The organism is Ramlibacter sp. WS9, assembly GCF_003797765.1.
Classification (GTDB): Bacteria; Pseudomonadota; Gammaproteobacteria; order Burkholderiales; family Burkholderiaceae_C; genus Ramlibacter.
Window position 1 is genome coordinate 84197 of the sequence record NZ_RKMB01000002.1, and the last position, 22761, is coordinate 106957.

General features: G+C 67.3%; 23 protein-coding genes. 11 read left to right on the forward strand and 12 right to left on the reverse strand.

Features of this window, described 5'->3' with window-relative positions:
- Window positions 1-15: 15 nt before the first annotated feature.
- The gene (locus EEB15_RS03285) at window positions 16-339 is read left to right on the forward strand and encodes a transcriptional regulator (RefSeq protein WP_141508115.1); all 324 of its coding nucleotides are present in this window, start codon (window positions 16-18) and stop codon (window positions 337-339) included.
- Between the two features lie 7 nt (window positions 340-346).
- A complete protein-coding gene (locus EEB15_RS03290; protein ID WP_233259334.1) occupies window positions 347-616 on the forward strand; it encodes a DNA-binding transcriptional regulator in 270 nt (89 codons plus the stop codon).
- A gap of 9 nt (window positions 617-625) precedes the next feature.
- Here EEB15_RS03290 and EEB15_RS03295 read toward each other — a convergent pair whose 3' ends face one another.
- The 3 genes from EEB15_RS03295 to EEB15_RS03305 all read right to left on the reverse strand — a co-directional run bounded on the left by EEB15_RS03295 (window position 626) and on the right by EEB15_RS03305 (window position 4118).
- On the reverse strand, window positions 626-2134 hold the full coding sequence (locus tag EEB15_RS03295) for a hypothetical protein (protein WP_233259335.1): 1509 nt from the start codon (window positions 2132-2134) through the stop codon (window positions 626-628).
- Window positions 2135-2136: 2 nt separating this feature from the next.
- Complete coding sequence (locus tag EEB15_RS03300) at window positions 2137-3381, reverse strand: SPFH domain-containing protein (protein ID WP_370283393.1); 1245 nt, start codon at window positions 3379-3381, stop codon at window positions 2137-2139.
- 71 nt (window positions 3382-3452) lie between these two features.
- Entirely contained in the window at window positions 3453-4118 is a 666-nt protein-coding gene (locus tag EEB15_RS03305) for a hypothetical protein (RefSeq protein WP_141508118.1), read from the reverse strand.
- Window positions 4119-4283: 165 nt separating this feature from the next.
- Between EEB15_RS03305 and EEB15_RS03310 the strand changes: the two genes are divergently transcribed.
- Genes EEB15_RS03310 through EEB15_RS03320 form a run of 3 tightly spaced genes read left to right on the forward strand, consistent with a single transcriptional unit; the run spans window position 4284 to window position 8397 of the window.
- Window positions 4284-4979 (forward strand): response regulator transcription factor, encoded by a 696-nt coding sequence (locus EEB15_RS03310; protein ID WP_141508119.1) that lies wholly within the window; start codon window positions 4284-4286, stop codon window positions 4977-4979.
- 20 nt (window positions 4980-4999) lie between these two features.
- Window positions 5000-7072, forward strand: a complete 2073-nt coding sequence (locus tag EEB15_RS03315; RefSeq protein ID WP_141508589.1) for a HAMP domain-containing sensor histidine kinase — start codon at window positions 5000-5002, stop codon at window positions 7070-7072.
- A 23-nt stretch (window positions 7073-7095) separates the two neighbouring features.
- Entirely contained in the window at window positions 7096-8397 is a 1302-nt protein-coding gene (locus EEB15_RS03320; protein WP_141508120.1) for a UDP-N-acetylglucosamine 1-carboxyvinyltransferase, read from the forward strand.
- Window positions 8398-8454: 57 nt separating this feature from the next.
- Here EEB15_RS03320 and EEB15_RS03325 read toward each other — a convergent pair whose 3' ends face one another.
- Together EEB15_RS03325 and EEB15_RS03330 are read right to left on the reverse strand one after the other, a co-directional pair.
- Entirely contained in the window at window positions 8455-9762 is a 1308-nt protein-coding gene (locus tag EEB15_RS03325; protein ID WP_141508121.1) for a type II toxin-antitoxin system HipA family toxin, read from the reverse strand.
- Window positions 9759-10133: an XRE family transcriptional regulator gene (locus EEB15_RS03330; protein WP_233259336.1), complete on the reverse strand. Its 375-nt coding sequence runs from the start codon at window positions 10131-10133 to the stop codon at window positions 9759-9761. Before EEB15_RS03330 ends, EEB15_RS03325 begins: the two co-directional genes overlap by 4 nt.
- Window positions 10134-10283: 150 nt before the next feature.
- Between EEB15_RS03330 and EEB15_RS03335 the strand changes: the two genes are divergently transcribed.
- A complete protein-coding gene (locus EEB15_RS03335; RefSeq protein WP_141508122.1) occupies window positions 10284-11756 on the forward strand; it encodes an amino acid permease in 1473 nt (490 codons plus the stop codon).
- A 12-nt stretch (window positions 11757-11768) separates the two neighbouring features.
- Here the strand turns inward: EEB15_RS03335 and EEB15_RS03340 are convergent, their stop codons facing one another.
- Window positions 11769-12098, reverse strand: coding sequence for a hypothetical protein (locus EEB15_RS03340; RefSeq protein WP_141508123.1), 330 nt, complete (start codon window positions 12096-12098; stop codon window positions 11769-11771).
- Between the two features lie 228 nt (window positions 12099-12326).
- On the opposite strand from EEB15_RS03340, the gene EEB15_RS03345 reads away from it, so the two are divergent.
- Entirely contained in the window at window positions 12327-12815 is a 489-nt protein-coding gene (locus EEB15_RS03345) for a RidA family protein (RefSeq protein ID WP_233259337.1), read from the forward strand.
- On the opposite strand, the gene EEB15_RS03350 is transcribed toward EEB15_RS03345, so the two are convergent.
- The 3 genes from EEB15_RS03350 to EEB15_RS03360 form a co-directional block, all read right to left on the reverse strand.
- Complete coding sequence (locus tag EEB15_RS03350) at window positions 12812-13909, reverse strand: hypothetical protein (RefSeq protein WP_141508125.1); 1098 nt, start codon at window positions 13907-13909, stop codon at window positions 12812-12814. The genes EEB15_RS03345 and EEB15_RS03350 overlap by 4 nt on opposite strands.
- Before the next feature lie 160 nt (window positions 13910-14069).
- Complete coding sequence (locus EEB15_RS03355) at window positions 14070-15047, reverse strand: tripartite tricarboxylate transporter substrate-binding protein (RefSeq protein WP_141508126.1); 978 nt, start codon at window positions 15045-15047, stop codon at window positions 14070-14072.
- Window positions 15048-15072: 25 nt separating this feature from the next.
- Window positions 15073-16239, reverse strand: a complete 1167-nt coding sequence (locus EEB15_RS03360; RefSeq protein ID WP_141508127.1) for a mandelate racemase/muconate lactonizing enzyme family protein — start codon at window positions 16237-16239, stop codon at window positions 15073-15075.
- Between the two features lie 98 nt (window positions 16240-16337).
- Between EEB15_RS03360 and EEB15_RS03365 the strand changes: the two genes are divergently transcribed.
- The 3 genes from EEB15_RS03365 (at window position 16338) to EEB15_RS03375 (ending at window position 18460) form a co-directional block, all read left to right on the forward strand.
- Window positions 16338-17243, forward strand: a complete 906-nt coding sequence (locus tag EEB15_RS03365; protein ID WP_141508128.1) for a LysR family transcriptional regulator — start codon at window positions 16338-16340, stop codon at window positions 17241-17243.
- An 81-nt stretch (window positions 17244-17324) separates the two neighbouring features.
- Window positions 17325-17912, forward strand: coding sequence for a helix-turn-helix domain-containing protein (locus tag EEB15_RS03370; RefSeq protein ID WP_141508591.1), 588 nt, complete (start codon window positions 17325-17327; stop codon window positions 17910-17912).
- Between the two features lie 2 nt (window positions 17913-17914).
- Window positions 17915-18460 carry a GNAT family N-acetyltransferase gene (locus tag EEB15_RS03375; protein WP_141508129.1) on the forward strand — a complete coding sequence of 182 codons (546 nt, stop codon included), beginning with the start codon at window positions 17915-17917 and terminating at the stop codon, window positions 18458-18460.
- Window positions 18461-18467: 7 nt separating this feature from the next.
- Here EEB15_RS03375 and EEB15_RS03380 read toward each other — a convergent pair whose 3' ends face one another.
- On the reverse strand, window positions 18468-19058 hold the full coding sequence (locus tag EEB15_RS03380; protein WP_141508130.1) for a DUF2087 domain-containing protein: 591 nt from the start codon (window positions 19056-19058) through the stop codon (window positions 18468-18470).
- A gap of 235 nt (window positions 19059-19293) precedes the next feature.
- Here EEB15_RS03380 and EEB15_RS03385 point away from each other — a divergent pair, with 235 nt between their 5' ends.
- Window positions 19294-19644 carry a hypothetical protein gene (locus EEB15_RS03385; protein WP_141508131.1) on the forward strand — a complete coding sequence of 117 codons (351 nt, stop codon included), beginning with the start codon at window positions 19294-19296 and terminating at the stop codon, window positions 19642-19644.
- Between the two features lie 39 nt (window positions 19645-19683).
- Here EEB15_RS03385 and EEB15_RS03390 read toward each other — a convergent pair whose 3' ends face one another.
- Together EEB15_RS03390 and EEB15_RS03395 are read right to left on the reverse strand one after the other, a co-directional pair.
- A complete protein-coding gene (locus EEB15_RS03390; protein ID WP_199236446.1) occupies window positions 19684-20838 on the reverse strand; it encodes a DUF1501 domain-containing protein in 1155 nt (384 codons plus the stop codon).
- Entirely contained in the window at window positions 20835-22202 is a 1368-nt protein-coding gene (locus EEB15_RS03395) for a DUF1800 family protein (protein ID WP_141508133.1), read from the reverse strand. Before EEB15_RS03395 ends, EEB15_RS03390 begins: the two co-directional genes overlap by 4 nt.
- Window positions 22203-22761 lie beyond the last annotated feature (559 nt).

Consider the following 22761-nt stretch of genomic DNA (forward strand, 5'->3'; position numbering starts at 1 on the left):
GGGTATACTTCCAGCATGTACTTGACCGTAGCCCAGACGGCCATCTTTCAGCGTCAGGCAACGGACATCTGGGCAGAAACCGAGCTCGACGAGTTCGTTTCCTGGATCGCGCGCAACGCCTTGGAGGGCGACGTGATCCCGCAGTCCGGAGGACTGCGCAAGGTGCGCTGGAATGCTAGCGGCCGGGGCAAGCGTGGTGGCGCTCGAGTGATCTACTACAACCTCATGGAAGACGGCACGGTTTGGCTATTGACGGTTTACACCAAGGCGAGGTTCGATAACTTACCGGTCGCCTATCTCAAGGAGTTAAAAAATGCCATCCCGAAAAAAAGTCGTTGATCCCGACATGCTGGCCTTCCAGGCTGACCTGCTGGCCAGCGTCAAGCAAATGGCGGCCGGCAAGGCCGCACGCAAAACGCGGGTCGCCGTGCCGGCTGTGGTCAGCGCACGCCTGTCCAGCGGGCTGAGCCAGGCTCAGTTCGCAACCCTGCTTGGCATTTCGGTCAGAACCTTGCAAAAGTGGGAGCAAGGCGAGCGCGAGCCAACTGGTGCCGCGCGCAGCCTGATCCGGATCGCGCAGAAGCACCCGCAACTCCTGCTGGATGCCTTGCAATAGCAACGCGTCTCAGCGCAAACTCACCGTCATCCTCTTCCAGCCCGGGTCCTGCCAGCGCTGAAACACGCCGAGCACGCTCGCCTCACCGGCCTGCCGCTCGGTGGTGAGCGAATCGATGCGGATCAGCTCGAAGCTGCGCTTGTACTTGCCTTCGCCCTGCGCCTCGCGCGCCACGAGCATCTGCTTGCCGCCGGGCACCCAGCCCGCGAATTCGGCATAGCCGACTTCTGGCGCTGTGGTCGCGGGCGGCAGCACGTCGATGGTCCAGCCCTGAGGCTGCCTGCGGAACACCCACAGCTCGCTCCAGGCTTCCATCGGCTGCACAGCCAAGGCCAGTGCATTGCCCTCGCGGTTCAGGCTGGCCGACTGCGCCCACACGAGCGCGTAGGTGCAACGTTTCGCGAGCGGGTTGCTTGCGTCGCGCTTCGCATCGACCAGCATCACACAGGTTTCGCCGGGCTGTCCGGCGGCCGTGACGATCGCAGGCAGGCGTGCAGCGTGCGCGGCGGATGCGGCCACAGCAGGCACGGCTGCCCAGCGCGAGGCATTGGTACGCATCGCCGCCTCGTTGTACGCGGGCTGGTCGACGTCGGTGAGTTCGGTCTTGCTCACGCCGGCGAGCTCGGCCAGCGCGCGCTGGGCAGCCGCATCGGCCGGCTGGCCCTGGCGGGTGCGCTGATAGGCGATGGTGCTCCACAGGCCGGCGCGGCGCATGTGCACGCGGTTCTTCAGGTAGCCCGGCAACGCCGCGGCATCCACTCGCTCCAGCGCGTCGGCGCGCCACTGGTCCAGCTGCGCGCGCTCCAGCGGCCGCAGGTTGGGGTCCACGCATTCGGGACGCGTCAGCGCCAGCGCGGCACGGGCCCGCTGCGGCGCCGTCGATTCCATGGCCAGGACGCGGCGGAACGCTTCGCCCTCGTAGCAGATCTGGATGCGCCCTTCGCGCTCGTAGCTCTTGAACTTGATGCCGTAGCGGCCCGCGACCTCCAGGTGCGCGGCCAGCGTGGCCTGCGCGGGCTTGGAGAGGGCCGCGCCGAAGGCCGCGCGATGCGCCAGCCGGTCGGCCATCGTCCCCAGCGCATCGAAGGCCTCGATGCCTTCCTTGCCTCGCAAGGTTTCCGCCGGTGCAGCCTCGATGTACGCCATCGTGAAGCCGATGCCCAGCGCTTCCGAGCCGGGCGTTTCACGCACGAAGCGGATCACCGACATCAGCTCCGGCGCCTCGGCCGGCGCCAGCGCGGTGCGCCGCACCTGGCTCGCCTTGACGAAGCCGGCGCGCTCGCGCTTGTGGTCATAGACCTGCAGGTAGTCCAGGCGCTCGCCGCGCACTTCCACCAGTTCGCCCTGCCACAGCTGGGCCTGCTGCTGCGCGGAGTCGCGCGGCGCGGCGCGCAGTGAAGCCTGGTCGCTGATGACGATGCCGGCCTGGTTGGACGCCGCCGCGCCCGCGGGCAGCGCAGCGGCGCCGGCGTTGACAGCCGTCAATGCAAAGGCCATGGAGGCAAGTGCGCGCCGCATGATCACTGCTCCTCTTTCGCTGCGGCCTGCTGCTCCGCCTGTTCACCGGAAGGCTGGCCGCGCTTGCTGCCCAACAGCGCCGCGCCGATGAAGCCGCCATCCGAAGGCGGCGCCGCGATGATCACCTGGATCTTGTCCGAGAGCTTGTCGGCCATGGTCTTCTGGATCAGGAGCGGGTGCCGCGTGACGAGCGCGCCTTCGCGCGCCATCTGCTCGGCGTTCACCTTGCCGATGCGGTCCAGGCGCCACGCTTCCACCTCGGCCAACTTCTGGCGCGCGTCGGCTTCGCCGCTGGCCTCGATGCGCCGGGCCTGGGCGGTGCCCTCGGCCACCTTCATGCGCGACTGCTTCTCGGCTTCGGCTTCCAGCTGGCGCTGCTCGATCTGGCGCTGCTTGAACGGCAGCACGTGCTTCATCGCTTCTTCCTGCGCCTTGGCCGCGATGATCTGCTCGCGCGCGGCGGCTTCGGCCCGCACTTCGCGCTGCACTTTCTCCGCGCTGGCTTCCAGCTCGGTCTGCTTGACGCGCTTTTCCTTCAGTTCCAGCGTGTAGCGCATCTTCTGCGTTTCGAGTTCCTCGGCCAGCAGGCCTTCCATGCCGCGCTTGTAGTCGGCCGGCAGGTCCACCTTGCCCATCAGCACGCCGCGCAGCACGATGCCGTCGGCGGCCAGGCGCGGCTTGAGTTCGCCCTCGATCACCTGCTGGATCTCGGCGCGGCGGGTCGAGAATATCTCGCGCACGGTGTAGCGCGCGAACACCTTGTAGATCACGCCCTGCACCGCCGGCTCGACGATCTCCTGGGCGTAGTTGTCCGGCAGGTTCTTCGACACCGTGGCCAGCTTCGCCGGGTCGAGGGCATAGCGCACCGTGAGGTCGACGCCCACCGACAGGCCTTCGACGGATTGCAGGGGAGCCGCGCCGTTGGACTGGCGCACTTGCTCGGGGCGATAGACCTGGTCGCGCAGCGAATACACGCGCATGTCGTGCAGGCCCGGCAGCACGAAGACGCTGCCGTCGCGAAATTGCGTGACGGTGCCGGTGAGCTGGTTGGTGCGCACGCCGATGTCGCCGCGCGGCACGTTCTCCACCGGGAAGTGCTTGTAGAGGAGCCAGCCCGCCAGGCCGGCGGTGCCCACGAAGAGGATGACGCGCTGGGCACGAGCCAGCCGCGACAACGTGGCTTCGGCATTGAAGGGGAAGGCCGCGGCCGTGGCGTCGCCGACGGGACGAATCTTGCGGGCCAGCATCCGGCGAACGGCGCGGGCAATGACTTGGAGGCGGTGAAGCATGATGGTTTTCCTTGGTTTGATGAAATTTCTCAGCAGCCTTCACCCATCGCCCACAACTGGGCGCTCGGCGGGTTCTGGCCGGGCTTGGCGCGGGTGGACAGCAGCAGGAAGCGCTCGTCACCCACTTCCACCAGGAAGTCGGGCATGGCGTCGCCATCGAGGTCCGCGACGGTGTGGACGCGGGTGGCGGCGGCCGGCAGGCCGAGGGTGTAGGTGTGCGTTTCGCCGCCGTACGTGATGGCGTACTGCGTGCCCTGCTCGTTGCTTTCCACGACGAACGAGAAGCGCGTCTTGCCCAGCATCAGCTCGTACTGGTGGCCGGCCTTCGGGCGGAGGATGACGTTGGAGAAGCGATAGACCGGGCGGCGGCCTTCCTTCAGCCGTGCACCCGGCACACGCACATACGTGGCTTCGTCGGACTCGATGCGATCGGTTTCGCTCGGCGTCACGGCTTGCACTTCGATGCTCTTGCCCGAGGGCGTCAGGCGGTACCAGCCGTCCACCGGCCAGTCGGGCGAAGGCACGCCCGCCACTTCGTTGCGCCACGCGGAGGCTTCGAGCATGTAGCCTTCTTCATGGATCCCCGCGGCCCAGGCGGAGGCGGCGAGCGCGGCGCCGGCCCAGAGCAGGCCCAGCTGGCGCAAGGCGCGGGCGGTGGTGGAACGGGCGGAACGGGTGGTTTGGGTGGTGGTCATCGCTTTCTCCTTCAGGTGTGTTGCGATGGGATTGATTCTTCGCAGAAGGCCCGGAGCGAACAACGCGGGCGCGGGGCGGCTTCGTTCCGGCCCCGGAAGAAACCTTCACACCGCGCGGCCGCCCCCGCCGGGATAATCCATGCAGCACATCCCGCAGGAGCCGCCTTGACCCTCGTCGCCGTGATCGAAGACGACCAGCCCACCAGCAACCAGCTGGCCGGGTGGATTCGCGCCGCCCGCCCCGGCATCGAGGTGCACCAGTGGTTCACCCGCGACGACGCGGAAGCGGCGCTGGCCCGCGAGGCTTATGACGTGGTGGTGCTGGACATCGAGCTCGGCCGCGAGCGGCATGCCGGCGTGGCACTGATCAACGCGATCAACAAGCAGCGCCAGGGCACACCGGTGCTGGTGGTGTCGGCCATGCCGGCCGCGATCTACCGCAGCATCATGAAGGCGCTGGACGCCTGGGACTACCTGCAGAAGACGACGTTCGAGGAAAGCGATTTCATCGAGACGTTCCTGGAGATCCTGCGTGTCGCCAAGAGCACCAAAGCCGCCGATGCCAAGCCCGTGGCCGCGGAAGAACTCTCGCTCGACCCGCTCTGGCAGCGCACGCCGATGTGGCGTGGCGAGCGCATCAACCTGCCGCTGACGGCGCAGCGCATCCTGGCCACGCTCTACCAGCGCGCCGGCGAAGTGGTGTCTTACGACGAGCTGTTCGACGTGGTGAAGAGCGGCCGCAACCGCGACAACGTGCGCAAGCACGTCAGCACCATCCGCGACGCCTTCCGCGAAGCCGACCCGAAGTTCGAGGGCATCGAGAACGTGCCGATGCGCGGGTTCCGGTGGGTGAAGCGGTGAGCGTCCTCCCCAAGCTCGAAATGCCGCGCCTGGGTCTCGCGTCGTTCCGGCGCCGGATCCTGTTTCGCGGCGTGTTCCTGCTTCTGGCGACCGCCACCATCGCGCTCGCCCTGGTGCTGCTCAAGGAAGAAAAAGAGCGCAGCTACCAGAACTACCGGCAGAACTTCGGCCGCACGCAGGCCGAGGTGCTGGCGCGGCTGCGGCATCCGGCCGGCCTGCTGGCGCTGCTCAACCCCCGGGTGCAGGACGACGTCACGCCGCTGCGGCCGCTGATGCTGCCCTATGGCGCGCTCGATTTCGACGACCAGAACAAGGCGCAGCAGGCGGTGGAGATGGCTGGCTGCTCAGTGCGTTATCCGGACGACAGCTCGATCTGCGTGGCGATCGGCAACAACCCCTACGCGGGCGGTTTCATCTATCTGGTGGGCCGCTTCGCCGCCGGCGAGCTGGTGCCGCGCGAGCGCGGCGCGCTGGATCTGGACACGGTGCATCGCGCGGCAGTGAGCCTGAACATTCGCGGCCAGACGATCAAATGGGTCGCGCCCTTCGAGGCGCTGTCCGATCCCGGTGCGGCGCTCGCGCGCGGCCGCCTCACCGGCTTCGAGGACACCGGCGAACCCACGCTGGCCAGCGGTGCTCGGCCGGTGCGCGATTTTCGCGGGTGGCTGTGGCAGAGCGGGCGCTGCATCGATGCCGATGCGACGCCACCCGCGTGCCCACGGCGCGCGTTCTTTTCGATCCGCCTGCCGGTGGAGGCCTTCCGCGAAGCCCTCTTCGCCGGCCCGCGCCCGGTGTGGCCGCCGGCCGACCTGGACACCATCCGCGTGCACATGCAGATGTTCGCGCCCGGCAGCGACAAGCCGCTGTTCGACAGCAACGCGGCCGGCGCGGTGCCGCCGCCTTCGCTGGACGATTTACGCAAGGCGCTATTGCCCGGCGAGACCCTCACGGTGCGGAAGGCGCAAGACGCGAAGCAGGCGCCGCTGGTGCTCAAGGGCGAGGAGGAAGCCGAACTCACATCGCCGCTCATCGCTCGCCTGATCCGCCAACTGCCGGTGGAAGGCGCGAGCCTGCCGCCGCCCGCACGCGAGATCGTCACCACGCCCGTCGGCCGCTACGAGGTAACGCTGGAAGGCGATGCGCGCGGCATCGAGCGCGGCTTGAGCGCCGTTGCGACGCGTGTGTCCTGGTACGTCGCCGCGATGCTGGCGGCCATCGCACTGGCGTGGCTGCTGATCGAAGTGGGCCTGATCCGCCGCATCGCGGTCCTCACGAAGCGCGCCGCTGCTGTCTCGTACAACGTGCAGGACGCGCGGGCCGACCAGCGCATCGGCCGTATCGACCTGTCGGACCTGCGCGGCTCGGACGAGCTCGGCATCCTGGCCGGCAGCCTGGCCGACCTGCTGCAGCGGGTGAAGGACGACGTGCAGCGCGAAGAGCTGCGCGCGCAGCAGGAGCGCGACATGCTGCAGGCCGTGGGCCATGAAATTCTCTCGCCGCTGCAGTCGCTGATGGTGCTGCATCCGCAGCCCGGCGACGCGGGCCACCGCTACGTGCAGCGCATGCAGCAGGCCGTCAAGGTGCTGTACGGACAGGCATCGCCCACCGAGGCGTTGCAGGCCGCGCACCTGGAAGTGGGCACCATCGACCTGGACGAGTTCCTGCATCACGTCGCGAGCAATGCGCACTTTGCGGGCATCGACAACGTGCGCTACGAGCGCAGGGGCGAACCGGTGATCGTGCGTGCCGACGAGTTCTCGCTGGAGGATGTGGTGACGCATGTGCTTCGCAACGCCGACCGGCATCGCCATGCCGGCACGGCGATCACGATGTCGCTGTCCATGGACGCACCTGGGTTGGCCACCGTGACCATCCACAACCAGGGCGCGCCGATTGCGGAACCGCTGCTGGAGCGCGTGTTCGAATACGGCGTGTCGGGCGCGGGTGCAGGCGCTGAGGCGCCGTCCACTGGCCAGCGCGGCCAAGGCCTCTTCGTCGCGCGTACCTACATGAACAAGATGGGTGGGACGATAGAGGCGTGCAACGAGCCCGGCGGCGTCAACCTGGTCCTAAACCTGCAGCTGGCCCCGTGACCTTCCTGTATCAAGGCTGAACCATGTCCAATCTCATCGTCCACGGCGGCAAGCCGCTTTCCGGCCGGATCATCCCGTCGGCCAACAAGAACGCGGTGCTGCCCGTCTTGTGCGCGACGCTGCTCACCGTGGAGCCCCTGCGCCTGCACGGCATCCCCGACATCACCGATGTCCGCAAGATCCTGGACATCTTCCGCTCGCTCGGCAGCGAGGTGCGCTGGGACCAGGCGGCGGGCACCCTTGACCTGAACCATCGCGACTCCGCGTTCGACCCGGCGCAACACCGGCTGCCAGAAGAGATGCGCTCGTCCATCATGCTGGTGCCGCCGCTGCTGGCGCGGTTCGGCGTGGCGCGGCTGGAGGACAACGTGAAGGGCTGCACGCTCGGGATGCGCGAGATCGACCCGCACATCGAGGTGTTCCGGCGCTTCGGCGGCGAGGTCGAGCGCGCCGCCGGGTCGCTGCTGCTGCGGCGCACCGGCCCGCTGCGGCCCACCGACCACTGGCTCGACTACGCATCGGTCACCACTACCGAGAACTTCGTTCTGTGCGCCGCCGCCGCAAGCGGAACCTCGACGCTGACCAACGCGGCGTCGGAGCCGCACGTCCAGGAATTCTGCCGCTTCATGGCGATGATCGGCGTGCGGATCGAAGGCACAGGCACCTCGCGCGTGACGGTGCACGGCGGCACACCGCTGCGCGGCGGCGAGTTCACGTTCGACGAGGACTTCCACGAGATCGCGACTTTCCTGGCGCTGGGGGCCATCACCGGCGGCGACGTCACCGTGCGCAACACGGCGCCCGGCAACTTCCCGCTGATCGACCGCACGTTCGCAAAGTTCGGCGTGCAGATCGTGCACGAAAACGGCTGGTCGCGGTCCAGCCGCCCGGGGGCGCTTCAAGTGCAGGCGCCGTTCACCAGCAACGTGCTGACAAAGATCGAAGCCGCGCCTTGGCCCTACGTGCCGGTGGACCTGCTGCCGATCTTCATCGCGCTCGGGGCACGCGCGCAAGGCAATGCGATGTTCTGGAACAAGGTCTACGACGGCGCGCTCGGCTGGACCGGCGAGCTGTCGAAGTTCGGCGCGCATGTGTTCTCGGCCGACCCGCACCGCATCATTACTTTCGGCGGCGGCACGCTGACGCCGGCGGTCGTGGAAAGCCCGTACATCATCCGCGTCGCCATCGCGCTCTTCATGATGGCGGCCAGCATCGAGGGCCGCTCCGAAATCCGCAACGCCACGCCGATCCGGCGCGCCCATCCGCGCTTCGTGGAGAACCTGCGCAGCCTGGGCGCGGACGTGGAGTGGACGAGCGAGGAATGAAGGCTCCATCCCACGGAGCATTCGAGTCGCGACGGGGCGCGCGCCCGCGCCATCGCGTTACCGGAGTGAGAACGGGTTGCGCCGCTTGGGGCGCCCGGATCGCAAATGGTCCTTCGGCGAGAACTGCTGTCGTTCTTCTTTCTTCTCGCCGGAGTCGAGCCAACCCTGCAGCGTCTTCATGTCGGCGCCGCTCACGCCGCATGATCTGAAATGGTCCCGCCATCCGTTGACGATACCGATGAGCCGAACGACTTCTTCCGCGGCGGCGGGAGGCGGCAGCCCGAAGTCTTCGCACATCGTCATTGCGTTGGCGAGCGACGACTCTGAACCGAGGGCTCCGCACTTGAACTGTTGGTGCCCCTGGCCGGACATCGCAGGGAGCACGTCGTAGGCCGGCGCGAGTTGCATGCGCCCGTGCTTCCAGGGATCGGCGACCAACAGGGCGTGGTTCTTCTCGTGATCGTCGGTGTTTTCCACCAGGATGTTGAACACCATGCGCCGAAACAGCTCCACGCCATCGCGATCCGTGACGCCCGGCGCCCCCAGCCGCCGCAGCAGCTGCGCGAGTTCCGGATAGCCGAACTCCGCGGGCTCGACGTTCGCGGCACGCAATGCCGTCCCGGCGGACAGCGCGTGGAGCCGGCCCTTGCCATCGGCCGCGCGGTCGAATCTGCGGATCGCGATGGCGTGCCCGTCGACAAGCCTGATGGGCTGCGTCCGCGCGACGTCGATCCCTGCCTTCGCCGCCATCGTCATGGTGGCATGCTCGAGCAGCGACGTATCGACGTTCGAGCCCTGCGAGTTGAACTTGAGGATCCACTCGATTCCATCGATCTGGACGAGCGCTTTCGGCTTGACCCCACCGAGGGTTCCGCCGCCGTGGAGCACTTGCGCCTCGGCCTTGGAAACGGATTGGCCTTCCTCGATCTTTGCGGCGACTTCGCTGATCTTCTGGGCCTTGTCGATCGTAGGCAACGGGCCGAGAGGGGCCGGCTCGTACCGGGTCGCCGAGGTGGAAACGCCGAGGGCGCCAAAGCGATCGTCGCCGGCAAAGTAGAGGAACTCCATCAGCGAGTTCCTGCCGGGGTTGATGACCCATTCGATGACGCGCTCGCCCCACCTGTCCGGGCGCGCATCGTCGATGGCACCGACAGCCACCGGCTGACCGCCTTGCTGGCGGGATGGCGGAAGAAACAGCTGGTCCCTCAGCGGCAGGTCTTCGCTGAGGGCGAACCCGGAGTTCATCCACCCGTCCGCGTAACGCAGTGCGATGCCGGGACCGGTCGCGGACTTCGTCAGCACGCCGACGTGGATCGGGCTTGCCCGGTCGGCGACGAACCACAGGTGCAATTCCCGGAAGTTCATGCCGAATCCTTGGGCTTGCGCTTGTTCAGTTCGCGCCTGGCGGCCTGTGTGGCGCGCTGCCGGCCCAGGTCCATTGCCTGCTGCACGCTCATCTCGATCGCACCGCGGTCGTGCTCCGGGGCCGCGAGAGTGCCCAGTTCGCCATCGCGGCCGATCAGCCACAGAGCGGACGCGACGATGCCGACGCTGATGCCCGGATCGCCCGCTTCAAGCTTCATCAGCGTCGGCACGGAGATGCCGACGCGTTTGGCCCATACCTTCAGGGATTCACCACGGCGCAGCCGAGCCACGGCCAAGTCGGCGCCGAGGTCTCGGATTGCCGTGGTGGAGCTGATGGGCAATTGCCGAAGGGCGCGCGACTGGATTGGCATTAAGTAGATTTTAATAAAAATTCATTTTGTGTGCAAATCTAATTTATTTGGACGCCAACTTCCAGCGCCTCCCGAAACTCAGGCTGCGCGCCGCGCGAGGTATCGCTCGCGGCGGATTTCGGTCAAACTGCGGCCCCAAAGGAGGTGCACATGGGCAATCCCTCGGGCGTGGAATACGCCAAGGTCGACGCGAGCTACTTCACACGGCGCGGGCTGCGGCGCTACGCGGGCGTCTGGTCGCTCTGGGCGCTGGGCGTGGGCGCCGTGATCTCCGGCCATTTCTCCGGATGGAACCTGGGGCTGGCGAACGGTTGGGGCAGCATGCTGCTGGCCACCATCGTCATCGCCGTCATGTACCTGGGCCTGACGTTCTCGCTGGCGGAGATGTCGCCCGCGCTGCCGCATACCGGCGGCGCCTATTCCTTCGCGCGCACGGCGATGGGCCCCTGGGGCGGCTTTCTCACGGGACTTGCCGAGAACGTGGAGTACGTGCTGACGCCCGCCGTCATCGTCTACTTCATCGGCAGCTACATGGGTGGCATCTTCGGCACGCCCGCGGCCTGGCAGCCCGTGTGGTGGGTCGCGTTCTACCTGGTGTTCGTGTGCCTGAACATCGTCGGCGTGGAGCTCTCGTTCAAGGTGACGCTGGTGGTGACGCTGCTCGCCCTCGCGTGCCTGGTGGTGTTCTGGGTCAGCGCGCTCCCGGCCGCCGATTTCAGCCGCTGGGCGCTCAACGTCGGCCCGGGTGGGGTGGCCTTGCCGGAAGGCAACGGGCCCTTCCTGCCACTGGGACTGGGCGGGGTGCTGGCGGCGATGCCTTTTGCCGTCTGGTTGTTCCTCGCCATCGAGCAGCTCCCGCTGGCTGCCGAGGAATCGGTGGACCCGCGCCGCGACATGCCGATCGGCATCCTTGCGGGCATGGGCACCTTGTTGGTGTCGGCCTTCCTCGTCCTGTGGCTCAACCCGTCGCTGCCCAACATCGGATCGCACGCACTCGCAAAGTCGGGCGAGCCGCTGCTCGACGGCTTCAAGGCGATTTACGGCGCAGGCGTTGCGAAGGCGCTGGCGCTGGTGGCGGTGTTGGGGCTCATCGCGAGTTTCCACACCATCATCTTCGCCAAGGGCCGGCAGATCTATTCGCTCAGCCGCGCGGGCTACTTTCCGTCCGTGCTTTCAGTCACGCACTCCAGCCGCAAGACACCGCACCTCGCGATGACCGTGGGCGCGCTGATGGCGCTGGCCGTGATGTTCGCGCTGTGGCTCACGCTGGGCGCGGAACGCGGCGCCGCGGTGATCGGCGGCATCCTGTTGAACATGGCCGTGTTCGGCGCGATGTTCTCGTACCTGATGCAGGCGCTGGCGTTCATCCTGCTGCGGCGCCGTTTGCCGAAGCTCGATCGGCCCTACCGCAGCCCGCTGGGCGTGCCGGGTGCCGTCCTCACCATCGCCATCGCATTGGTCACGCTCTGGTTCCAGTTGAACGACCCGGTCTATCGCACCGGCGTGCTGTGGGTAGGCCTGTGGTTCGCCATCGGCGTGGCCTACTTCGCTTTGTGGGGGCGCCGCCGCCTCATCCTCTCACCGGAGGAAGAGTTCGCGATGAACGCCCGGTCGCCGGCTTAGGGACGGCCGGGATTAGTTCCGGTCGGCCTTTGCCACGCGCATCGGCTTGGCCGGCGCGGTGGTGTTGCCCATCGCGGTCGTGCCGGCGGTGCTGGCGCTGGTCGCAGGTTCGGCCGTCGTGGTGCCTGTGGTGGCGGCAGCCGCGGTGTTGGCGCTGCCTTGCGTGCCGCAAGCCGTCTTGGAAGGGTTGGCGCTCATGTTGCCGCCCTTCATGGCGTTGCCCGTGGCCGTGCAGTTGTTGCCTGCGGTGGAACTGGGCGGGTCGGCCTGTGCCATGGCGAAGCCGCTGGCGGCGAGGGCGGCGGCAGCGATCAGCGTGCCGAGGGTGGTCTTTGTCTTCATGGGGTCTCCTTGTGTTGACCCACCAGACCGTAGGGCCCCACGGTCGAGCCCGGCGTGCGAACTCGGCGGTACCAGCCGTAGGCCAGGCGGCCCTCCGGTGCAGCGCGGCGTCCTACGCTTGGCGCGGTGCTCCTGTATTTGGGCCGATACAGTACTCATGCCGTACTCATGGCATGTACCTGTGCCGCAGGCGCCGATGGCCTTACGCTCGAGGCAGGAGGTCTACCCGTGCCACACGCCCCATCCCGCCAGGACGCCCTGGACAGCATCATCCGCCGCCTCGGCCACTCGTTCGAGGGCGAGATCCGCATCGGCGGCAACTATGTGTCCGTGGTTCACGAAGGCCACACCGCCTGGGTCAGCGGCCAGGTGCCGCGCGTGGGAGATAGCGTCGTCGTCACCGGGCGCGTCGGCCGCGATGTCACGCTGGCGCAGGCGCGTCATGCCGCCGAGATTTGCACGGTGCGCGCGCTGCTATTGCTGAGGCAATCGCTGGGCAGCCTGGATGCGGTGAGCCGAGTCCTGCGCGTGGGCGTGTTCACCCAATGCGAGGCCGACTTCACCCAATTGAGTGAAGTGGCCGATGCGGCCTCCGACCTGTTGCACGCCGTGTTCGGCGAAGCGGGCCGGCATGCCCGCACCTCCGTGGGCGTTTACCAGTTGCCCAAGAATGCGTCGGTGGAACTGGAGATGACGGTGGCGACCGCAGACCGCTAAGCTGCGCCGGTCACGGGCCCTTCGTTCGTCATCTTCAGCCCCAGGTAAGTGCCGGAGCTGATGCCCAGCAGGCCCAGCAGCGTGCCGTTGAACTGCGGCATCGCCAGGTTGGCCCACACCTCGTGCAGGAAGATGATGCCCAGTACCAGCGTCCACGCGAACATCTGGAAGCGGTGGAAGTTGACGCCCTTGTCGTCGCTCAGCACGTCGCGCAGGAACCCGGAGGAAGCCGGGGCCGGCGCAGCGGCCGCGGCGGCAGTGCCCGCATTGGGCGAGGCGTCGATCAGCGATGAACCCAGCGCGGTGCCGGCGCTGATGCCCATCAGCGCGAGCACGGTGCCCGTGATGGACGAGTCGTAGTCGCCCGTGATGAGCCCGATGAACGCGTAGGAAGCCAGCGTGAGGAAGAACCAGACGGCCGCCTGCACGCGTGCCAGGCTGTACGCCTTGGCGCGCCCGCCAGCGGGCGCGGCGCCGTAGTCGCGAAGCATGTCGCTCTTGGCGGCCATGCGCCAGAACGTGAAGCCCAGCACGAGAAGCACCACGCCCCACGCCGCGAGCCAGCGCAGGTCGATGACTTCGAACAGCACCTTCGCGTTCGACGCGACGGGGTAGCCATCGGCCAGTCCCACGCTGGCTTCGGTTTCGCGGGCGACGGAGCGCGCGCGACCCAGCAGGTGGGTCCACACGTCGCGCGAAGCCTCGTCGCGCCGGAGCTCGAACCTCAGCGTCCCGGATTGCGGGTCGGTCGGCGGATAGGGCGACAGGTCCGGCACGGGACGGCCGTCGAGGAACAGGACGATCTTTTTCTTCACCGTGCTGCACGACGCGAGGTTCAGCAGCGTCTGCAGGTTCTTCACCTTCAGCTCGATGCCGCTGCGCAGCCGCACCGTGCGCGCATCGTCGGGCTTGGCGCCGTTGTGCACGTCCACGCGGGCGGCCTCCAAGACGGCCACCTGGTTCAGGTCCTGCGCGGTGGGACAGGCAGGCGGCGGGCTGACCGCGGGAACCACGGGCGGCGCATCCGCCGCGAACGCGTGCGCCGCGGCGGCCAGGGCCAGACCACAAACCAGGACAGCTCTTGCGAGTTTCATTGATCCCTCCCGCACGGACTGGCGCCGCGCTGCCGGGAGTATAGGGAATCGTCAGGGGTTCGCATCCTCCAATCAAAGGAGGCTCCTGGCCAAGGAGGCGCCCCGCGGGGTGCTCGCGCGTCCGCCAACGTTGACCTGTCGCGAACAGGAACCTACGAAATCAATCAGCGTACTCGCCGGCGTCCTTGATCACCTTCGACCACCGGGCCATCTCGGCCTCCACAAATTTCTTGTGTCCCGCCGGATCGAGTCGGCCGTCACTGATCACCGAAAGTCCCAGCGCCTCCTGGCGCTTGACCAGCTCTGGGTCCTTCAGGGCAAGGCGAAGGGCCGCGTTCAGCCTGGCAAGCACTGCTGGCGGCGTGCCACGTGGCGCGTACAGGCCGTGCCAGACCTGGACGTTGAAGTCCTTCAGGCCCGCCTCGGACAATGTCGGCGCATCCTTCAAGGCGGGAATCGGCAGGCGTTGCAGGCTCGTCACACCGTAGACCTTGACCTTCTTCCCCTCGATCTGCGGCACCGCGTTGGTCGCCTGTTCGCACATCAGGTCCACTTGCCCGCCGATCAAGTCCGTCATCGCCGGCGCGGTGCCCTTGTACGGAACCGTCGTCATGTTGATCTTGAGCGCGTTCTGGAACATGAGCCCACAAAGATGGGACGCCGAGCCCAGCCCCGCATTGGCGAGGTTGACCTTGCCACTGTTGGCGGCGATCCAGGTGCGCAGGTCCGCAAAGTTGTTGGCCGCCAGGCCGGGCTTGCCGATGAGGACGGACGGCGCTTCGTTGATCAGCCCGAGAAATTCGAAGTCTTCCAGCACCTTGAAGCCCAGCTTGCGGTACAGCGCCGGAGCCGTCGACATGCCGATGTGGTGGACGAGCAGCGTGTAGCCGTCCGGGCTCGCCTTCGCGACCTTGGTGGCGCCGATCGTGCCGCCCGCACCGCCGGCGTTGTCGACGATGACCGTCTGGCCGAGCGGCTTGCGAAGCGCTTCGGCCAAGTCCCTGGCGATCTTGTCGCTCGGCCCGCCGGCGGCAAAGGGCACGATCAGGGTGACCGGCTTGTCGGGGAATTCGGCCCAGGCGCCGATCGAGACAGTGGCCAGGACGAGCATGCCGACGATGCGATTGAAGATATTCATGTGATGGCTCCTGTTGAATCGGGCATCAGGCCGACAGCGCCTGCATCTCGCGGTACAGATCCGCCTTGCCTTCGAATCCGATGCCCGGCAAATCCGGCAGCGTGACGTAGCCGTCCTGCACCTTCACACCGTCCGGAAAGCCGCCGAAGGGCTGGAACAGGTCGGGATACGACTCGTTGCCGCCCAGCCCCAGGCCCGCCGCGATGTTCAGCGACATCTGGTGGCCGCCGTGCGGGATGCAGCGGCTCGCGGACCAGCCGTGTTCCTTCAGCATGTCCAGGGTGCGCAGGTACTCCACCAGCCCGTAGCTCAGCGCGCAGTCGAATTGCAACCAGTCGCGGTCGGGGCGCATGCCGCCATAGCGAATCAGATTGCGTGCGTCCTGCATCGAGAACAGGTCTTCGCCCGTGGCCATCGGGTTCTTGTAGTAGTTGCGGAGCAGCGCCTGCAACTCGAAGTCGAGCGGGTCGCCCGGCTCTTCGTACCAGAAGAGGTCGTATTGCGACAGCGCCTTGGCATACGCGATGGCGGTGTCCAGATCGAACCGGCCATTCGCATCCACGCACAGCTTCTGCCCGTCTTGCAGCACGCTCAGGATCGAGTCGATGCGGCGCAGGTCTTCGTCGAGCGACGCGCCGCCGATCTTCTTCTTGACGACGGTGTAGCCGCGGTCGATGTAGCTGCGCATCTCGTCCTTGAGCTTCGCGTGGTCCTGGCCGGGGTAGTAATAGCCGCCCGCCGCGTACACGAAGATCCTGCGGTTCGGCTGGCCGTTGCCGTAGCGGTCGGCCAGGAGCTGGAACAAGGGCTTGCCTTCGATCTTGGCGACCGCGTCCCACACGGCCATGTCGATGGTTCCGATCGCCACCGAACGCTCGCCGTGGCCGCCGGGCTTCTCGTTGGTGAACATGGTGTTCCAGATCTTGTGGGGATCCAGATTCCTGCCGCTGCTGTCGATCAGGGAGTCGGGGTTCGCCTCCATGAGGCGGGGGATGAAGCGCTCACGCATGAGCTTGCCCTGGCCGTAGCGGCCGTTGGAATTGAACCCGTAGCCCACCACCGGCTTGCCGTCGCGCACCACGTCGGTGATCACGGCGACCAGGCTCAGCGTCATCTTGCTAAAGTCGATGTAGGCGTTGCGGATCGGGGAACTGATGGGAATGGTTTTTTCGCGGATTTCGACGATCTTCATGAAATGTCTCCAGGGGTCGGTGAGGTGCCTTATGGTCGGCAGTTCGCCTTTGCGCGGCCAATGCTCTTTTTCTCTCCTTTGATGCCCGGAAAGCACCGATGCTGAATCTCGTCTGGCTCGAAGACTTCCGAACGCTGGCCGCCACCGGCAACTTTTCGCGCGCTGCCGAGGAGCGACACACGACGCAGCCCGCCTTCAGCCGGCGCATCCGGGCCCTGGAGGAATGGCTGGGCGCCGACCTGTTCGACCGGAGCACGCAACCGGCACGTCTCACGGAAGTGGGCGAATGGTTTCGCGCCGTCGCGGACGACCTGTTGTTGCGTGTCGCGCGCGTGCAGGGCGAGGCGCGCATGGTGGCGGAAGCCAGTTCGGTGACGCTGCGCATCGCCGCCACGCACGCGCTCTCCTTCACCTTCCTGCCGCGATGGCTGCGCGATCTCGAATCGCGCACCACGCTCGGGCCGGTGCAGCTCGTCTCCGATGTGCTGCAGCGATGCGAGTCGCTCATGCGGCAAAGCCAGGTGCAGTTCGTCCTCAGTCACGCGCATTCGCAGGCGCGCGGCGAACTGGACGCCGATCCGTACCTGTCCATCCCGGTGGGGCAGGACCAGCTCGTCCCGGTAGCCCAGGCGGACAGCGACGGAAGTCCCCGGTATCGGATCGGCGGGCGCGACACCGGCCAGGTTCCCGTGCTGCAGTACCCCGAAGAGTCGGGACTGGGACGCATTGTTCGCGCGGTGGTCGGGCGGCGGCTCGACGCGATGCCGGTGCGCGTGGCATTCACCGCGCACCTGGCGTCGGTCTTGCGGACCATGGCGCTCGATGGGCGCGGCATCGCGTGGCTGCCACTGACCCTGGTGCAAGAAGACCTTGCGGCGAACCGGCTCGCCGTGGCGGCCGCCGACGACTGGAAGATTCCGCTGGAAATCCGGCTGTACCGCGACCCGCGCCCTGCGGGGAAAGCCGCGGAGTCGTTCTGGCAATCGGCGAACTCGGGCCACTGAAGACGGGCACCCGCAGCTGGTTCGGTTCGTTTCGCGCGCCCGCTTGACGACTAATCCAATATCTTGGACACTCCGTCCAAGATGAAAGAAGAAGCCGCATCTCTCAACGACCGCATCGCCCAGCGCGTGCGCGACCTGCGCGCCGCGCGCGGCCTGTCGCTGGACGCGCTGGCCACGCACTGCGGCGTCAGCCGCTCGATGATCTCGCTGATCGAGCGCGGCGAAAGCAGCCCCACCGCCGTGCTGTTGGAGAAACTCGCGACCGGCCTGAACGTGCCGCTCGCCTCCCTGTTCGACACACCAGAGCCCGCGGCCAGCCCCGTTGCCCGCGCGGCCGACCAGCTGCCCTGGCGCGACCCGCATTCGGGCTATGTGCGCCGCAACGTCTCGCCCGCCGGTGCCGGCTCGCCGATCCAGATCGTCGAAGTGTCGTTCCCGCCCAAGGCGCGTGTGGCCTACGAGTCGGGCGCGCGCGAGCCGTTGATCCACCAGCAGGTGTGGGTGCTCGAAGGCACGATCGAAGTGACTGTCGGCGACGAGACCCATCGCCTCGGCGAAGGCGATTGCCTGGCCCACGTGCTGGACCGGCCCATGACTTACCACAACCCCACCCGCAAGACGGCACGCTATGCGGTGGTGATCGCCGCATTGCCCGGCGCACGGAGATGACGATGGCCCATGACACTTCCACGGATAACTTGACGGTGCGGCAACTGCACGCCGTCTCCGGCGACGAGCTGCGGCAACTCGCGGACGTGCTGTGCGACTGCGTCGCCGGCAACGCATCGGTGAGCTTCATGCAGCCTTTCGGCACGGAGCGTGCCCTCGCCTTCTGGCGCGACGTGGCTGATGGCGTCGAGCGCGGTGAGCGCGTGCTGCTGGTGGCCGACGACGAGGCGGGCATCGTGGGCACGGTGCAGCTGGTGCTGGCGCAACCCGAGAACCAGCCGCACCGTGCCGACCTGGTCAAGCTGCTGGTGCACCGCCGTGCGCGGCGTCGCGGCGCCGCCGCGCTGCTGATGCAGGCGGCGGAGCAAGCGGCGCGAGACTGCGGCAAGACGTTGCTGGTGCTGGACACCGCGAGCCCCGAAGCCGAACGCGTTTACGAACGCCAAGGCTGGCAGCGCGTCGGCGTTATCCCCAACTACGCCCTGATGCCCGATGGCGCGCTGTGCAGCACGACGTATTTTTATCGAGACTTGGCGACGTGGGCATGACAGCCATTTAGCGAAGCCCCGCCCGCCACGCCTGCAGAAACGCCCGAACTTCCCCATCGGGCCGGTGCGGCTCCTTCCAGTATTCGCGGCCGTCGCTGGTTCGGCCCAGCAGCTTCATGTTGACCAGTTCGCGCCGCAGCGTCGCGTAGTCGCCAAAGGTGTGGTTGGCGTTGATGATCGCGTTCACCTCCTTCTCGGTGTAGGGCCGGCGCGCCGCGAACTGCGTCCACAGCGCCCATGACGCCATCTGCTGCACCGACAGTTTGTGCGGCAGTCTCACCAGCCGCCGCGATTCGTCGAACTGCAGCAGCGTCTTGCGCGCGGTCGGCGACAACGCCTTCAGGTCGATGGCGGCATCCGCTGCCGGCGCGGCTTCCTGCGCGCGCAAGGCAGCGGGCAACGCGGCGGGCGCGGCGAGGGCCCGCGCCTTGAGCGTCGCGAAGTTGCGCAGGCCCGCCGAGCGGGCCAGCAGGTTCAGCAACTCCACGTGCGTGGGTGGCGGTTTGCCGGCGTCGTGGCGCTCGTGCAGAAAGCCCTTGAGGGTTTTGGCCAGCGCCGAAACGTCGGGCGTGGCAAAGGGGACAAGCAATCGTGTCATCGAACATTTCCCAACGTGCCCGGCTCGGGTGAGGAGTGCTGGAGTCGCCGCTTGCAGCCAGGGCACGGAAAGAATGTTTCAGGTGCTGGTGCTTGTCGTCACAGGTTCAGCTTGGAACTTGCGCTCCCGGCAACGTCTGGGTGAACTGTGGACCCGCCAGGATTGTAGCTGGCCGATACGTAACGCCTTGTTGATGAGGTACATCGCGCCGCGTGGGCGCCTACAGTTGCGCCCCATGGCACAAGACCACGTATCCGATATGAGTGTGATGGAGTTCCTCGTCGCGGCGGCGCTGGAGCGCTACCAGGCGAGCTGGGACCAGCTGATCGACAGCTGGTTCGACCGTGAGCGCTTCAGGACCGTCAATGCCGAGCTCGATGAAATCCGCAAGCTGGCCGCCGCATTGCCCCAGTTGTCCGTGGACATGGTCGAAGTGATCATGCGCCACGCCCAGCTGCTGCATGCCCTGGTGCGCACCGCCGGTTCGCGGCACGCGGCCCAGGTGATTGCCCTGCGCGACAAACACCTGACTGCCATCAACGCCATCAGGGGCAAGTGCACTCGCCTGCTTGCTGCGTCGCACTGACAGGCAGCGGCGGCAAGCTCAAGCTTCAGAAACTGACGTTCACGCCGACGTGCGCAGCAAGCGCGGCAACGGCTTGCCTCGTCCACCGTGCGGGAACAGCACCGGTGAAAGACGGTCCGGCTCCAGCGCGAAGCTCTCCGCACACGCGGCGGTGACCAGTGCGTCAAGCGCCAGCGTCGGCTTGAGATCGCGGCCATCCTGCAGGTTGGCGCTGCCGAGGCCGGGCCAATCGCTGACGATGCGCCCGCCGTGCACCGCGCCGCCGACCAGCATCGCCACTGCGCCGGTGCCGTGATCGGTGCCACCGGTGCCGTTGGCCGCCACCGTCCGGCCAAACTCGGTGGCCACGAGCACGACTGTCTTGTCCCACGCCGCGCCCATGCCTTCATGGAGCCCGGCGAGGAGGTTGTCGAGGTTCCTGAGCTGAGCCGCCAGCCGCGCGTTCTGACCACTGTGCGTGTCCCAGCCACCCGTCTCTATCATGGCGATGCGCGGGCCATCGGCGCGGCTGAGGAAGCCGGCCGCCATGCGCCCCAGCGCGGTCGCGTCCTGGCGGTTCGCGCCGCCCGCGCCAGCGGCCATGCCGCGCGCCTCCAGCGCGGAAGACCACAGCGCATGCAACTGCCGGTCCTGGGCATAGAGCTGCTCCACGCGCATCATCAAGTCTTCGTTCGCCTGCGGCAACGCGGAAGGTGCATAAGACGCCACTTCGAGCGGGCCACGCAGTGCCATCGGAATGGCCGGCGAGAACGCGATCGCGTCCTTGCCCCTGCGCGGCAGCACGCCCAGCAAGCGGTTCATCCAGCCGTCCTTCACCTGGTACGGCGCATTGCCACCGGTTTCCAGCACGTTCTGGCCATCGAAATGCGAGCGGTCTCGGTAAGGGGACGCGACCGCATGAAAGAAGCTCGCTTGCCCCGCCCCGTACAGGTTGCGCAGATTCGCGAGCGAGGGATGCAGCGCGAAAGTGCCATCCAGCTTCAAGGCGCTGGCGGGGTCGATGGCAAGCGCGCCGCGCGCAGTGGCGTAAGCGGGCTCGGCATACGGGATGACGGTGTTCAGGCCGTCGGCCGCACCACGCTGGACGATGAAGATGAAGCGTCTTTCGGTCGCGGCCTGCGCGAACAGCATGCGTGGAGAGGCAAGCAGTGCGGTCGCGCCGAGGAAGCTGCGTCGGTCCAGGCTCATTCTCATCTCCTCAGGAATTCCGGGGCCACGAGCAGCAGCGCCAGCGCGGTGCCACCACTGTCGGCACGGGCGATGGCACCGGCGGTGGCTTCGCTGAGCACGCCGCCAGGCAAGACGCGTGGGGCGAGCGCGCGCGCGTCGACGGCGTTGCCCGCCTGTTCGGCCAGTCGCTGCGCCGTCTCGACGCGCCGGATCAACGCATCGGGCGCAGCCCAGGTCCCGGCCAGGTCCGCGTAGCCGGCGGGCGAGCCGGGCCGCCACACCGGTTGGCCGAGCTGGTTCATGAGGTTGGCGGCTTGCCTTGCCGGCACCTCGCGCCGTCCCATCGCGCGCAGGCCGGAAATGCTCCACTCCCACGGCGACTTGAACTTGGCCTGGGCCGGCAACCATGCCTCGGGCGAACCCACCAGTTCGCGGTAGACGCTGGGCAAATCACCGCCCGTGCGAGCGAAGGTGTCGGCCAGGCGCCGCACGAGCGCCGGCGGCGGATCGTCGGCGACGAAGTGACGCGCAAGTTTGGTGGCGATGTGGCGCGCAGTCGCCGGCGCGGTGACCAGGTCGTGGAGGATGGCGCGGGCCTGCTGCTCGCCGCCTTCGGCATAGCTTCTGCCGAGCACCGTGCGCGCGCCGGGTTCGTGCAAAGCGGCGACGAAGCGGAACGTCGCCGCGGAGCCGTCTGCAGATCCATCGCCCGGCAGGGTCCAACCCGTGAGCGCCCGCGCGAATTCGGTCACGTCGTCCTGCGTGTAGCCGCTGCGCACGCCGAGCGTGTGCAGCTCCAGGATCTCGCGCGCCAGGTTCTCGTTGAGGCCGCGGCCGCGCTGCTGCCGCTCCTGCGCGCGCCGGGCCACGAAACTTTGCGGGCCGATCGACTGCGCCTGGTCGAGATAGAGCAGCATGGCCGGGTGGCGCACCACGGCCAGCAAGAGGTCTTCGAAGCGCCCCAGCACATTGGGGCGGATGGCATCGGCCTCGAAGCCGCCGGCCATGGCCACCACCAGCAGCTTGTCCACGGACACCGCGAAGTGGTTGGACCAGAAGTGCACCAGCCGTTCCACGAACGGCGTCGCGGTCTGCAGCGCGTTGGTGGTGCGGGCACCTACGGCCGCCAGATATTCTTCCCGGCCCGTGCGCAGATAGGCCTCGCGAATCCCGCTGCGCTCGCCCTGCGGCGCCTGCCGGACGGCGCGCTGTTGGGCGAGCCAGGAGTCGACCAAGGCCGGGGTGTGGGCAACAGGTTTCCAGGGCGCCGGCAAGGCCTCGTATTGCTCGAACTGCGCGAGCAGCCATCGCTGCGGATCGGCCGGCGCAGGCTCGTCGGACCGCGCACCGATGCCGAAGCGGTTCAGGGCAATTGCAAGAGCGCTCATGGCCGCATTGTGAAACGGGTAAACGCAACAACTCGTGTCGGGGTTGTATCCGAAAGGTAAAGCGCAGCTGAAGATGATCGAGTGCAGGAAGAACGAGTGGCAGCAATGCGAGCGGCCTTCGGGTGAATGAGGACCTGAGCGAGGCCCCGTAGGTTCCCGGTATTTCAGAGATCGAAGAGACTGGCGTTCTGAGACCTCGCGGCAACGCCGTGCATGGCCGGGCCGCGGCGCGATGGCTACGGCGTTGCTGTGAGATGGTGGCGTGCCAGCGGTGGCGTGCCACTGTCTTTGCCGACGGCGGAGGGGTGGCCAACGACCGGTGGCGCACCAACAAAGTCCCTGCGAAGCTGTGCGTGGGCGGGCTGCGGCGCGAATAAAGCCCAGGCGCTTGCGGCGGACGACCCCGCGACCCAGCACGGCTCAAGCCGTGCGACCGTCTCATGCTCGCGAAAACTGTTTGACCGGAGCGAAGCGCAGGGAGTTTTTTCGCGCGGGTCGCGGGGTCTCCCGGCGCAAGGGATTCGGCAGGAGCTTGCGACAGCAGGCGATGCCGAACGCC